The sequence below is a fragment of the Hoyosella rhizosphaerae genome, assembly GCF_014643175.1.
Lineage (GTDB): Bacteria > Actinomycetota > Actinomycetes > Mycobacteriales > Mycobacteriaceae > Lolliginicoccus > Lolliginicoccus rhizosphaerae.
Genome location: NZ_BMJH01000001.1, coordinates 1,218,720 through 1,231,818, shown reverse-complemented (window position 1 = coordinate 1,231,818; position 13,099 = coordinate 1,218,720). Strand labels below are relative to the sequence as shown.

Here is a 13,099-nt window from a genome sequence, read left to right as displayed (position 1 = left end):
ACATATGAACACACTGGACTTTCTTGACGCCAAGTCCCTGCGCGACGACCTGCCAGATTTCCGTGCCGGTGACACTCTAGAAGTGCACGTCAAGGTTATCGAAGGTTCCAAAGAACGTATCCAGATCTTCAAGGGCGTTGTCATTCGCCGTTCCGGCGGAGGCGTACGCCAAACCTTCACCGTTCGTAAGGTCTCGTTCGGCGTTGGTGTGGAACGTACATTCCCACTCCACAGCCCCAACATCGCCAAGATCGACGTTGTCACCCGTGGTGCAGTACGTCGTGCGAAGTTGTACTACTTGCGCGACCTCCGCGGTAAAGCTGCGAAGATCAAAGAAAAGCGCTGAGCGTCTGCACAGATTTCGGGGTAATCCTGGCTAACCTAGTCACGTGACCGTCCCCGAAGGCAGCCTTAGCTCGTGCAAGTTGACCCTTAGCTCGTGCAAGTCGACGAAGCGTAGCGCGAGACGAGCGACAAAGATCGGCAGGATCCTGTGAGTAAGGAATCATCGCAAGAAAAAGAGGGTTCCTTCTGGCGGGAACTGCCGATTCTTATCGTTGTGGCGCTGGTGCTGAGTTTCCTCATTCAAACCTTCATCGCCCGCGTGTATCTGATCCCCTCAGAGTCAATGCAACCAACATTGCACGGGTGCCCAGGCTGCACCGGCGACCGTATCGTGGTGGAGAAAATCGGCTACCGATTCAACGATCCGAGACCCGGTGATGTCCTCGTATTCCGGGGCACTGGACCGTGGTCGGAAGATTTCGTGTCAAGTCGTTCCAGCAACGTCGTTGTCCGTGGACTGCAAGAAATGGGTTCGTTCATCGGAATTGTTCCTCCAGATGAAAACGATCTCGTTAAACGTGTCATTGCAACCGGCGGTCAAACTGTCGAATGTTGCGACGACGAAGGAAGCGTCGTTGTGGACGGCGCACCAGTAGATGAGCCGTACATCCGCTCCGACTTCCCGTACGTCCCAGGCCAACTCGACTGTGACTCACCTGTGCGCTCCGGTCGCTGCTTCGGCCCAGTCGACGTCCCAGCTGAACACCTGTGGATGATGGGGGACAACCGCAACAACTCCAAGGACTCGCGCTGGTACATAGGCGACGTCACTGACGGGGCCATTCCCGTCGACTCCGTAATCGGAAAAGCTCGATGGATCATCCTGCCGCCGTCACGCTGGGGGTCGATTAGCGCCCCTGAGATCCAACAGTCGGTAGGAACCACACCACAGTGAGCACTATGCGTCAGTGTCAGTTGGCCTCATGATGGGGTGGCCACCCAGGGCCATCGTGCGGAAAGACACGGGTAATCGTGCTCTTGAGATGGCATTGCACAGGCGAGGTTTAGGGCCAGTTGCAGGCGTGGACGAAGCAGGTAGAGGCGCATGCGCGGGCCCACTCGTCGTGGCGGCATGCATCCTGCCACCACACACCCGCCTACCTGGGCTCGACGATTCTAAGAAGCTCAGCGAAAAAACCCGAAACTACTTGTACCCGCTCATCATGCGTGCCGCGATGAGCTACCACATTGTGTCGATACCGGCCGCCGAGATTGACGAAGAAGGCGTGCACCGCGCGAATATTGATGGCATGCGACGCGCAGTGGCGGGCCTCGGCACCACCCCAGGCTATGTGCTCACGGACGGGTTTCGAGTGCCCGGAATCCCAACACCGTCACTACCCGTGATCGGGGGCGACGCAAGCTCAGCCTGCATCGCGGCCGCGAGTGTCCTAGCCAAAGTGACACGCGATCGAACGATGATCGAACTCGATGAACAGTTTCCAGTATACGGTTTTGCTATCCACAAGGGCTATTCAACCGGTGCGCATACGCAAGCCCTCAACGAGTTTGGGCCTAGTGCGCAGCATCGACGCTCGTACGCCAATGTTGCTCGCGCGCAAGCACTGTACAGTCAACGAGTCGCAGGCCACGCGTAAGCGAAGTTCGCTGCAATACAAGAACGCTGTAAGACATGTTCGACGTCTCAATGAGGAGGACCTACACCATGAGCGCTGAGGATCTCGAAAAGTACGACACCGAGATGGAACTCTCGCTGTACCGCGAATATCGTGACATCGTAGGTCAGTTCGCATACGTCGTCGAAACAGAACGACGTTTCTACCTTGCCAATGCGGTCGAGCTCATTCCTCGGAATGCAGATGGCGAAGTGTACTTCGAAGTCCGCATGTCAGATGCGTGGGTGTGGGACATGTACCGGCCCGCAAGGTTTGTTAGCCATGTGCGGGTCTTTACCTTCAAAGACGTCAACATTGAAGAACTCGAAAAGCCTGAGATTAACCTGCCACCAGGCGGCAGTCACTTCTCCTGACAGGAACTCTCATGAAGTTGCACAAGCGGTTCCTCGGATTGGTCGACCTCGATGTGTCTGTGGGGGAGAACAAGGGGCTCAGTAGCATTCGCGTCAACTGGGCGAAGCCGAGGCAAAAGAACGACCCGCCCGCGGGCAGCGACCAGTCGGATCGTGAGTCGCGTCGCACGTAGGTTCGGGCCAGCGCTGGGCAGTACTTGTCAGCGCTGGGTGTCGCTGGGCCGTCTGCGCCGAGTCGCTCGCCCACACCCAAGCCCGTCACCTGAGAAGTTCAACAATGTCGCCCACCTCGGAAACGTAGTGGTCAAAGGCATCGTTTGAGCCATTCTCAGCAAACTCAGGGGCGCCATGTTCGAGTGGTCGGTGAACGTAGACGGTTGTTAGCCCAAGTTCTCGGGCGGCACGCAGGTCGTAAGCATGCGACGCCACCATCGCTGTGTTTTCCGGGCGAGCGCCAAGGAAACGAAGCGCGCCCAAGTACACAGCGGGTTCCGGCTTAAATGCCCCAAATAACTCGGCAGTGAAAATTGCATCCCAGTCGATGCCCAAGGTCTTGAAGAGTTGGACCATTGTCGACATGTCCGTGTTTGACAGGGTCGCGATTGTGGCGTTGCTGCGGAGATCTGCAAGTCCATGGGAAACATCGGGCCAGGGGACAAGCCGAGTCCAGCACCGAGAAACATCGCGCGCCGTTTCTGCAGTTGCGGGAGGTAACCCGTGTGCGCGCAATGCTGGTGTGAATGTTGTTTCATACACCTGCTGAACTCTGGTCCACTTCTGCGATGGGTTCTGGATGTCGCCGACGTGTTTGAAGTACAGCTGCCGCCAGGTACGAGTCACTTCCGCAGCAGTTGACGCAGGTATCCCGTTCGAAACTAAGTAGTGGGAAACTTCATTGTGGACGGGTGTGAAGAAGTCCAGCAATGTGCCCTGCACGTCGAAAAGCAGCGTATCGATCGCCACCGTATACCTCCACTGTTGGTGTCACGGAGTGTTTAGGTCCTTGCGCCTGGCGAAGCTGAGATCAGGTGCTATGCCCCACATCGGGGGTTTAATGCAGGGTCGTCCTCGGCCCACAAACCTGGTCGACTGCGTATAAGTTTCACACAACACTCCCGGAGTAGCGTTCTGTGATCCGCACGAACCCAGGTTTTCCACAGCTGGTGTTATCCACAAGCAACCGTGCAACCTAGTGCTCGACGTGCGTGTTCCAGGCACAGTGGGTGGCGCCAACCACGCTGCTCACACCCGGAGATTCGGTCTTCATGCCCCCGTTACATAGTCGTCCACCCACACTTGCGAACCAACAAATCACCCTCGGGCGAAAAGGCGAAGACATCGCTGCTAATTATCTGGTGCAGCGCGGGTTCACGCTACTCGACCGCAACTGGCGATGTCGGTATGGGGAACTTGACCTCGTTTGCGCCGCCGATTCCGACACCCTCGTGTTCGTTGAGGTGAAAACCCGCAGCACGCTTACTTGTGGGCACCCTTGTGAGTCCGTAAGCAGCCGCAAACTTGAGCGTATGCGCCACCTTGCCCGGCTATGGCTAAGTCAACATTCCAGATCTTGGCGCACAGTGAGGTTCGACATCGTCGGCATCATCGTTGACGCCGCCGTCGACTTGGAAGCTGTCGCTGGCGCTGACGTACCTACCATCACTCATCTTGAAAACGTGATCTGATGGCACTTGGACGCGCCTACTCCATCGCGATTACCGGACTCGCGGCGTCTGTCGTTGAAATTGAGGCGGATGTTGGACGAGGGCTGCCTGGCATGCACCTCGTCGGACTCCCCGATGCGACGCTGAACGAGGCCCGAGACAGAGTTCGTGCTGCGACTGTGAACTCCGGTTTTGCCTGGCCGTTGGGACGCACAACGGTGGCATTGTCACCCGCCGACTTACCAAAAATTGGTTCCCACTATGACCTCGGATTGGCATGCGCGATCCTCAACGCATCCGGAACAATTTCTACCAACTTGAAAGATGTTGCCCTTCTTGGCGAGCTCGCGCTCGACGGACGGCTGCGACCAGTGCGCGGCATCCTGTCCGCTGTAGTGGCAGCCAGATCCTCAAGTTTCACACAGGTGATCGTTCCGGCCGCAAACCTAGCGGAAGCCGCCCTCATTCCCGACATCACAGTTCATGGCGCACACTCGCTTACACAGGTTGTCGGCGCATTGGAAAACGGGGAACCGCTGCTCGCGCCAAAACCGATCCCAAGTTCTCAACCGCCCCGCTACCCAGACCTCGGCGACGTAGTTGGCCAAGAGGATGCAAGATTTGCTGTCGAGGTCGCTGCAGCCGGGGCTCACCCCATCCTGCTCACAGGCGCCCCTGGCGTCGGAAAGACCATGCTCGCCCACCGGTTGCCTGGACTGCTACCACCTTTGACCACCGAGGAAGCGCTCGAAGTTACAGCAATACATTCACTGCTTGGGGAACTACCCAAGAACACTCCGTTGATCAGTCACCCGCCATTTGTTGCACCGCACCACACTGCCACAGCGGTGTCACTCATCGGCGGCGGTGCCGGATTTGCCATGCCAGGGGCAGTCAGCCGGGCACACAGAGGAGTCCTGTTTCTCGACGAGTGCGGCGAACTGAAACCGCAGGTACTCGACATGCTCCGTACACCGTTGGAGGAAGGGGAAGTGCGCATTAGCCGCAAGCGCGGTGTCGCCCGCTACCCAGCACGGTTTCTTCTAGCCCTAGCCACCAATCCCTGTGGCTGCGCCGCCACAAACGAGGCTGCCTGCATATGTACGTCAACGATGCGTCGGCGCTATCAGTCGAGGCTGTCTGGTCCGCTGCTCGACAGAATTGATCTCGCCGTTCGAATGTGGCCGACTTCGGCGCCAGTTCACCGAAATAGCCCCAGATCCACGGAAAGTACACAGGTTGTTCGAAGTCGAGTGATCCAGGCAAGGCGACGGGCCCAGCAACGGTGGCAGAAATGTGGTTTCACCACAAACAGTGAAGTCCCAGGCCCGCAATTGCGGTCTTTCCACGCATTGGGCCACAGCGACTGGAGGCCAATCAATGATGCGGTGCGTAAAGGGCTATTGAGTGCCCGTGGTGCGGATCGCGCCATGCGCGTCGCTTGGACCATCGCAGACCTCGCCGACGAGGACGTACCCACCTGCGAACACATCGAGCGAGCGCTGTCTTTTCGCGTGCCGACAGCACTCACTCGACTGCTCTCGTAACGTCTGCTACCCCCTGAACAATCCAAGGAGAACCATGCCTGGCACACCTGAACCTCGACTGCGCGCGTGGGCGTACCTATCCCGTGTCGTCGAAGGCCCATCGTGGCCGCTCAACGAGCTGATCCGCCTCATCGGGCCGGAAGAAGCCGCACGCGCCATACGTGCAGGTGACCTGCCGCCTGCCCTCGATCGACCCACGCGAGCACGGCGCGACATAGACGTCTCCGCCGAAGACCTCGCCACTGTGCACAAACTCGGAGGAAGGCTCGTCACGCCGGATGACGAGGATTGGCCGCATTTTCGATTCCTAGCATGCCGTCACGAAACGGCCCGAAATGACAGTGAGTGCGCCCCGCCAGTTGTGTTATGGGCACTCGGTGACCATCGCATCGCCGACATCACTGGTTTCGCTTATGCCATCGTCGGTACGAGGGCACCCAGTTCGTACGGAGAGCACATCACGTCAGAAATTGCCTTTGAGCTTTCGCAACGAGGCTCAACCGTCATTTCTGGGGCAGCATATGGTGTCGATGGGTGCGCACATCGTGCAGCGATCGGAGCAGATGGGACAACCGTCGCAGTCCTGGCTGGCGGCATTGATTGTCCTTACCCATCTGGGCACACACGTTTGATTGCCGACATCGCGCGTAGCGGAATGGTTCTTTCCGAATACCCGCCTGGAACTCGACCAGCAAGGTTTCGGTTTCTTGCACGCAACCGTCTAGTCGCCGCACTATCCGATGCGGTGGTCATTACCGAAGCTGGGGCGCGAAGTGGGGCTCGCAATACCGCGAAGTGGGCGCGCATCTACCACAAACCCGTGGTCGCAATGCCTGGCCCCGTTACATCCGCGGCCTCTGTCGGTTGCAATCAGATGATCCGCACTGGCGAAGCGACGCTGGTGACTTCAGCGTCAGAAATCATTACGACAACAGGTGCAGGAGCGCGGACCACATGTCCAAGCGTTCAAGAACAGGCTGACTCTAGATGTACCGATGGGCTCTCAGCGGAACAGCTTCGTATCTTCGACGCGCTGCCACTGCGCGGCGCGAACTCGGTGACTGGAATTTCTGCCGACGTCGGTGTCAGCGAGGACGCTGCACGCAGAGCACTTACGATGCTGGAACTGCACGGGCACGCGACACAAGATGAGCGTGGATGGCGACGTCGCCGCAATTCGTCTTCCCAGGCAGGTTTGGGGTGATCACCGTTTGGTGAATTTTGTTGCACATCATGTGAGTTCACGGGCAGTCTTGCCTCATGACCGCAGAGCACAACGACACTGGCTTTCCGCTAGCGTTCGACATTGCGATCAACAAGTTCGCCGAATACTTGCAGATGCAGCGGGGCCGTGCAGAACACACCGTTCGGGCCTACCTCGCGGATCTGCGGTCACTCCTCACCCATGCTGCAAACGGGGGAGCGACGCGGCTACCTGACCTCAACCTCAATGTTGTGCGCTCGTGGCAGGCCAGCCAGGCTGCGGCAGGTTTGTCTCGGTCCACGTTGGCGCGCCGAGCATCGTCTGTGAAGACTTTCACCGCTTGGGCGCTAAAAGAAGGCCTCATCGACCACGATCCAGCGGCGCGACTGATGTCGCCGCGTCGACACCGCACCCTTCCATCGATACTTCGACAAGACCAAGCTGCGGGCATACTCGATGCGCTGTCTGGGTACATCGCAGATGAAGGGCACGAGGACGCCGAGCGCACACCCGAGGAGCATGCCGCATTGCTTCGAAACAGGCTCATCGTGGAACTGCTGTATTCGTGCGGTATCCGGGTGGGTGAATTGTGTGGACTCGACGTCGACGACATCGATCAGAAGAACATGGTTATTCGCGTACTCGGTAAAGGCCGCAAGGAACGCGTGGTGCCGTACGGCAAGCCGGCGCAAAAAGCGCTTTCAGCGTGGCTTGAGCATGGTCGCCCACTGTTTGCCGCCGCACATTCACAGAATGCGCTGCTACTCGGTGTGCGCGGAGGTCGACTCGATCAGCGTCAAGCACGCTCAGTAGTGCATGAGGTTCTCGGTGCTAATGACTCAATCCCTGATCTCGCACCGCACGGGTTGCGTCACTCCGCCGCAACCCACCTGCTCGAAGGGGGAGCCGACCTTCGTGTGGTCCAAGAACTCCTCGGGCATTCCAGTCTTGCGACCACCCAGTTGTATACGCATGTATCGGTTGCGAGGTTGAGGTCGGTTCACGAGCAGGCACACCCCCGGGCGTAACTCTTAATCAGGTCCGAGGGGTTTCAACCTGATGGCGATGAGGCCCAGGAGGATCAGCGGGTCGATGTAGGAAAGCCGATCGGCTGAATGACGTGCGCCCCAATGCAAACATGCGTCCACCGCACAGCCGTTATGGCCACTTATCACGTCACCGATGTGTTGCCCTTGGGTGACGGTGTCACCGGGGTTGATCAACGGCGAGACCGGTTCGTAAGTGGTGCGTATTCCACCCGGGTGGTCGATGGAAATTACTGGGCGGCCACCCACCGGCCCGGCAAACACGACAACCCCAGTTGCCGACGCGTGCACTGATGCCCCTGCTGCAGCGCTAAGGTCAACGCCCCGATGGCCTGGGCCGTATCTGTGGGCTGGAGGTTCGAACCGCCTTGCAATGGTGGGCCTCGGGTGCAGGGGCCATGTGTGTCGGCCAGATATTTCCGGTGCGGCTAATTCGAGCACATCGTGGTTCGCTAACTCAGGTTCGCTAGCAGTAGGGGCCGACGCTACGGGTGCACCACTTGTCACTGTCAGAAGTAGCGCGATGCCCAATGCAGCTACTGTTCTGCGAACCAAGCGGTGTCGGTAGGGGAAAGTCACGGACCTAAACTTCACCGGTTTTTACGGTCACCGCTACCGGTGTGGTGTTTCTGTGGAAACTGCTTCAACTATCCACAGATGCTCGGCTTTCTTTCAGAGTTTTGGCTCTGTCGCGATCTTTCGTCGTAGTCTGTGCCGACTGTTGGAGGCTGGTTTCTCACTTTGCACTTCTGCGGAGTACACTCGCTAGCGGTGTGCTATCGGTGCACCAAAAAATTCGCGTTCTCGAACGTGTTGCCTTCCTCTTGGTCAGTGCAACTGGCGGTGAGGTTGACAACACCCGGTACCTCCGGTCTCGCAGCGATCACTAGTGATTGACTTCGAGTGGGGTGCTGTGCCGAGAACTAGGGCGGCGCCAACCTGGTAGTCGCGTAAACCGGAACACGAGAAAAGGAGCGAGGACCTTGTACTTTAAGGTCCGCTAATCGCCATGGCTGTTGTAACAATGAGGCAGCTGCTTGACAGCGGCGTGCACTTCGGGCACCAAACCCGCCGATGGAACCCAAAGATGAAGCGTTTCATCTTCACGGACCGGAACGGCATCTACATCATTGACTTGCGTCAGACACTGACCTTCATTGATGAGGCATACGAATTCGTTAAAGAAACCGTTGCCCACGGTGGAACCATTCTTTTCGTCGGCACCAAGAAGCAGGCGCAGGAATCCATTGCCGGTGAAGCCACCCGCGTTGGAATGCCATACGTCAACCACCGCTGGCTGGGCGGCATGCTCACCAACTTCCAGACAGTTCACAAGCGCCTCCAGCGCATGAAGGAACTGGAAAACATGGAGCAGACCGGCGGGTTCGAAGGTCGCACCAAGAAGGAAATCCTCATGCTGACGCGTGAGAAGACCAAGCTTGAGCGCACTCTCGGCGGTATCCGTGACATGGCCAAGGTTCCAAGCGCGGTGTGGATCGTTGACACCAACAAGGAACACATCGCTGTCGGTGAAGCACGAAAGCTCAACATTCCTGTTGTGGCGATCTTGGACACCAACTGCGACCCTGACGTCGTGGATTACCCAATCCCGGGCAACGACGACGCGATTCGTTCCGCAGCTTTGCTGACCCGCGTGGTCGCTGCAGCTGCGGCTGAAGGCTTGAAGGCTCGCGCTGGAGTGAACACTTCCGGCGACGCCAAGGCCGACGGCGAGCCACTCGCCGACTGGGAAAAGGAACTCCTCGAGTCTGCTTCTCCCTCAACTGAGGAAGCAGCAGCAGAAGCACCTGTAGCTGAAGCGCCTGCAACAGAAGCTGCTGAAGCACCTGCAGCAGATGCAGCAGAAGCAGCTCCGGCTGCCGACGCCGCACCTGCGGACGCAGCGACAGAGAACTGATCTACGGCCAGCCCCGAGTTAACGCCCGGGGCTGGCTTTCGTTCACAGTCTTCAAATACCACTAGTCACACACTTTCACTGCACTAGAGGAGGCTCGCCACTCATGGCGAATTTCACCGCGGCCGACGTCAAGCGGCTTCGTGAGCTCACCGGCTCCGGAATGATGGATTGCAAGAAAGCCCTAACCGAAACCGATGGCGACTTTGATAAGGCTGTCGAACTCCTGCGCATCAAGGGTGCCAAGGATGTCGGCAAGCGCGCAGAGCGTTCGACGGCTGAAGGCCTAATCGCCGCATCTGGCGGGGTCATGATCGAACTGAACAGCGAAACTGACTTCGTCGCCAAGAACGCTGACTTCCAAGCCGTTGCTGAAGAGATCGTCTCAGCAGCTGCTGCAGCGAAGCCTGCTGACCTTGAAGCACTGAAGGCACTCGAAACCAACGGTCGTACCGTTGATGCCGCTGTGCAGGAGCTTGCAGCACGTATTGGCGAGAAGATTGAACTTCGTCGCGTTGCTTCGTTCGACGGCCAGGTTGCCACCTACTTGCACAAGCGTAGCGGCGACCTACCTCCAGGCGTCGGCGTCATCGTGGAATACACGGGCGAAGGCGAAGCAGCAGCAGAAGCAGCTCGTGAAGCAGCAATGCAGGTAGCAGCACTTAAGGCTAAGTACGTCTCACGTGATGATGTTCCCGCCGAGGTTGTTGACAACGAGCGTCGTATCGCTGAGCAAACTGCCCGCGAAGAAGGCAAGCCTGAACAGGCTCTCGTTAAGATCGTTGAAGGCCGCGTAAACGGGTTCTTCAAGGATGTCGTCCTCACAGAGCAGGCTTTTGTGAAAGACTCGAAGAAGACGATCAAGGCTCTTCTCGACGAAGCTGGCGCCACCATCACCAACTTCGTGCGCTTCGAGGTAGGCCAGTCCTAACCGGACAGTCTCAACGACACGCACACGCGCAATGAGGCAAAATATGCGGGGTTACCGCGTGGACACCACCACGAGGTAGCCCCGCACTCGTGTATACGGGGACGAATACCTTCAGGGACGATTTCAGTGACGACACATCTTCAGCGACGACGAGGAGAGGCATGGCCGACGACAGACTCGTAGAACGACACCCTTACAAACGAGTACTCATCAAACTTGGTGGAGAAATGTTCGGCGGCGGCAAGATTGGCGTCGACCCTGATGTTGTCCTCATGGTGGCGGAGCAAGTCGCTGAAGTCGTTAAATCCGGCGTGCAAGTCGCCATCGTCATCGGTGGCGGGAACTTTTTCCGCGGGGCTGAACTACAACAGCGTGGACTTGACCGGTCCCGTGCCGACTACATGGGAATGCTCGGCACCGTCATGAACTGCCTTGCCCTCCAGGACTTTCTCCAGCAGCAGGGCGTAGACACACGCGTTCAGACGGCGATCACAATGGGGCAAGTCGCGGAACCGTACATTCCACTGCGCGCCATTCGCCACCTCGAAAAAGGGCGAGTGGTCATCTTTGGAGCCGGAATGGGGATGCCGTACTTCTCCACTGACACCACTGCTGCTCAGCGGGCACTTGAAATCGGTGCAGAGGTCGTACTAATGGCGAAAGCCGTTGACGGTGTCTACACGGCCGATCCCAAGGTTGATAAGACCGCGACGATGTTCGACGAAATTACCCATCGCGAGGCACTCGAAAAAGGCCTCAAGGTTGCCGACGCAACAGCATTTAGTCTGTGCATGGACAACGATATGCCGATCATTGTGTTTAACCTCCTAAGCCATGGCAACATCGCCCGGGCTGTTGCGGGAGAAAACGTCGGAACACTTGTTAGACCCTGAAAAACACCAGACAGTGCAACTAGAAGAGGTGTGCCGTGATTGATGAAGCAATCTTCGACGCTGAAGAAAAAATGGAAAAAGCCGTGGCTGTCGCGAAAGACGAACTCGGTTCTATTCGGACCGGGCGCGCGAACCCCGCGATGTTCTCAAAAGTGGGAATTGACTACTACGGCACGTACACGCCTATTACGCAACTTTCATCGATCAATGTTGCTGAGGCTCGCCTTGTCGTCATTAAGCCGTACGAAGCGTCTCAGCTGCAGAACATTGAGACTGCAATTCGCAACTCCGACCTTGGTCTAAACCCGATGAATGACGGCAACATTATTCGCGTTGCCATTCCTCAACTCACTGAGGAGCGTCGACGCGACCTTTCGAAGCAGGCTCGCACCAAAGGTGAGGACGCCAAAGTTGCATTGCGGAATATCCGTCGTAAAGCAATGGATGAACTGTCTCGCATCCAAAAAGATGGTGAAGCCGGCGAAGATGAAGTTTCTCGCGCCGAAAAGGAAATGGATAAGACGACAGCGAAGTACGTCAGCCAGATCGATGAATTGGTGAAACACAAGGAATCAGAGCTGATGGAGGTCTAGCCTCAACTTCTAGGTAATGAACAGTTCAATTTCAGGCATGTGCGAGGGGAGTCGTGGTGGCCGACAGCTATGAGTCACACCAGCCGACAGGCGGTGCCGCAGCACCAGATGCAGTGGTGCCACCAGAGAAGAAATCACGAGCTGGCCGAAATCTACCGGCCGCTATCGGCGTTGGCGTAGCTCTAGGCGCTGTCCTCGTCGCCGTACTCCTCCTCGAACCGCGAGGCTGGGTTGCGATCGTCGCAATTGCTGTTGGTCTCGCGATCTGGGAACTGTTCAAACGGTTGCGCCAGCAAGGCATCTTCTTGCCGCTGGTCCCCATGGTGGTGGGTGGCCCGTTAACAGTCTTGGCTGCGTTGCCGTATGGCGTCACAGGTGTATTCACAGGTTTTGCGGTTACAAGCGTCGCGTGCATGATGTGGTGCTTGCTCCGAAACGGGCTCGCTGGGAAACCGGAGAATTTTGTCCGTGACGTGGCGATCACATTGTTTGTGGCGACGTGGGTCATCTTGTTTACCAGTATTGGCGCGCTTCTGGTTCTGACGGAAGCGGGCGCCGGACCGATCTGGGTACTGATGATTGGTGTGATCTGCTCCGACGTCGGTGGGTACACCGCTGGGGTTCTGTTTGGGAAGCATCCGATGGTGCCGCAAATCAGTCCCAAGAAGTCGTGGGAAGGGTTTGCTGGCTCCCTGGTCGCTGGCATTATCGGCAGCGTTCTTACGGTGTGGTTGATCCTTGGGGAATCGCCGCTTCTTGGCGTGGCTGTTGGTGCAGCGTTGGTTACCTTCGGTACGCTCGGCGATCTCATTGAATCGCAGTTTAAGCGTGACCTGGGCATCAAAGACATGGGAACGCTCCTGCCGGGCCACGGCGGGCTGATGGACCGCCTTGACTCCCTGGTGATTGCAGCGGTTGTCGTATGGGTCCTGGTCATGCTTCTCGGCTACCCCATGACTGTGTAGGTGTGG

Annotated in this window: 16 protein-coding genes; 14 read left to right on the top strand and 2 right to left on the bottom strand. The window is 57.6% G+C overall.

What is annotated here, in order from left to right; translation table 11 throughout:
• Positions 1 to 4 precede the first annotated feature (4 nt).
• From rplS to IEW73_RS05755, 5 genes are all read left to right on the top strand, one after another.
• Complete coding sequence (gene rplS, locus IEW73_RS05775) at positions 5 to 346, top strand: 50S ribosomal protein L19 (RefSeq protein WP_188671498.1); 342 nt, start codon at positions 5 to 7, stop codon at positions 344 to 346.
• Between the two features lie 147 nt (positions 347 to 493).
• Positions 494 to 1,240 carry a signal peptidase I gene (gene lepB / locus IEW73_RS05770; RefSeq protein ID WP_188671496.1) on the top strand — a complete coding sequence of 249 codons (747 nt, stop codon included), beginning with the start codon at positions 494 to 496 and terminating at the stop codon, positions 1,238 to 1,240.
• A 28-nt stretch (positions 1,241 to 1,268) separates the two neighbouring features.
• Positions 1,269 to 1,943, top strand: coding sequence for a ribonuclease HII (locus IEW73_RS05765; RefSeq protein WP_188673010.1), 675 nt, complete (start codon positions 1,269 to 1,271; stop codon positions 1,941 to 1,943).
• A gap of 68 nt (positions 1,944 to 2,011) precedes the next feature.
• On the top strand, positions 2,012 to 2,335 hold the full coding sequence (locus IEW73_RS05760; protein WP_188671494.1) for a DUF2469 domain-containing protein: 324 nt from the start codon (positions 2,012 to 2,014) through the stop codon (positions 2,333 to 2,335).
• 11 nt (positions 2,336 to 2,346) lie between these two features.
• Positions 2,347 to 2,508 carry a hypothetical protein gene (locus tag IEW73_RS05755; protein WP_188671493.1) on the top strand — a complete coding sequence of 54 codons (162 nt, stop codon included), beginning with the start codon at positions 2,347 to 2,349 and terminating at the stop codon, positions 2,506 to 2,508.
• An 85-nt stretch (positions 2,509 to 2,593) separates the two neighbouring features.
• On the opposite strand, the gene IEW73_RS05750 is transcribed toward IEW73_RS05755, so the two are convergent.
• Positions 2,594 to 3,298 carry a haloacid dehalogenase type II gene (locus IEW73_RS05750; protein WP_188671490.1) on the bottom strand — a complete coding sequence of 235 codons (705 nt, stop codon included), beginning with the start codon at positions 3,296 to 3,298 and terminating at the stop codon, positions 2,594 to 2,596.
• A gap of 302 nt (positions 3,299 to 3,600) precedes the next feature.
• Between IEW73_RS05750 and IEW73_RS05745 the strand changes: the two genes are divergently transcribed.
• The 4 genes from IEW73_RS05745 to IEW73_RS05730 are packed head-to-tail and all read left to right on the top strand — an operon-like array spanning position 3,601 to position 7,778.
• Positions 3,601 to 4,020 (top strand): YraN family protein, encoded by a 420-nt coding sequence (locus IEW73_RS05745; protein WP_188671488.1) that lies wholly within the window; start codon positions 3,601 to 3,603, stop codon positions 4,018 to 4,020.
• Positions 4,020 to 5,546 carry a YifB family Mg chelatase-like AAA ATPase gene (locus IEW73_RS05740; protein WP_188671486.1) on the top strand — a complete coding sequence of 509 codons (1,527 nt, stop codon included), beginning with the start codon at positions 4,020 to 4,022 and terminating at the stop codon, positions 5,544 to 5,546. Before IEW73_RS05745 ends, IEW73_RS05740 begins: the two co-directional genes overlap by 1 nt.
• A 34-nt stretch (positions 5,547 to 5,580) precedes the next feature.
• The gene (dprA, locus tag IEW73_RS05735) at positions 5,581 to 6,750 is read left to right on the top strand and encodes a DNA-processing protein DprA (RefSeq protein WP_188671484.1); all 1,170 of its coding nucleotides are present in this window, start codon (positions 5,581 to 5,583) and stop codon (positions 6,748 to 6,750) included.
• A 56-nt stretch (positions 6,751 to 6,806) separates the two neighbouring features.
• Positions 6,807 to 7,778, top strand: a complete 972-nt coding sequence (locus IEW73_RS05730) for a tyrosine recombinase XerC (RefSeq protein ID WP_188671481.1) — start codon at positions 6,807 to 6,809, stop codon at positions 7,776 to 7,778.
• 3 nt (positions 7,779 to 7,781) lie between these two features.
• On the opposite strand, the gene IEW73_RS05725 is transcribed toward IEW73_RS05730, so the two are convergent.
• Positions 7,782 to 8,351: a M23 family metallopeptidase gene (locus tag IEW73_RS05725; protein ID WP_229675781.1), complete on the bottom strand. Its 570-nt coding sequence runs from the start codon at positions 8,349 to 8,351 to the stop codon at positions 7,782 to 7,784.
• Between the two features lie 454 nt (positions 8,352 to 8,805).
• On the opposite strand from IEW73_RS05725, the gene rpsB reads away from it, so the two are divergent.
• From rpsB to IEW73_RS05700, 5 genes are all read left to right on the top strand, one after another.
• Positions 8,806 to 9,714 (top strand): 30S ribosomal protein S2, encoded by a 909-nt coding sequence (rpsB, locus tag IEW73_RS05720; RefSeq protein ID WP_188671479.1) that lies wholly within the window; start codon positions 8,806 to 8,808, stop codon positions 9,712 to 9,714.
• A gap of 103 nt (positions 9,715 to 9,817) precedes the next feature.
• Positions 9,818 to 10,642, top strand: coding sequence for a translation elongation factor Ts (gene tsf / locus IEW73_RS05715; RefSeq protein ID WP_188671477.1), 825 nt, complete (start codon positions 9,818 to 9,820; stop codon positions 10,640 to 10,642).
• A 161-nt stretch (positions 10,643 to 10,803) separates the two neighbouring features.
• Positions 10,804 to 11,535, top strand: a complete 732-nt coding sequence (pyrH, locus tag IEW73_RS05710; protein WP_188671476.1) for a UMP kinase — start codon at positions 10,804 to 10,806, stop codon at positions 11,533 to 11,535.
• A 35-nt stretch (positions 11,536 to 11,570) separates the two neighbouring features.
• On the top strand, positions 11,571 to 12,128 hold the full coding sequence (frr, locus tag IEW73_RS05705; protein WP_188671474.1) for a ribosome recycling factor: 558 nt from the start codon (positions 11,571 to 11,573) through the stop codon (positions 12,126 to 12,128).
• 56 nt (positions 12,129 to 12,184) lie between these two features.
• A complete protein-coding gene (locus tag IEW73_RS05700; RefSeq protein WP_229675780.1) occupies positions 12,185 to 13,093 on the top strand; it encodes a phosphatidate cytidylyltransferase in 909 nt (302 codons plus the stop codon).
• The last annotated feature ends 6 nt before the right edge of the window (positions 13,094 to 13,099 follow it).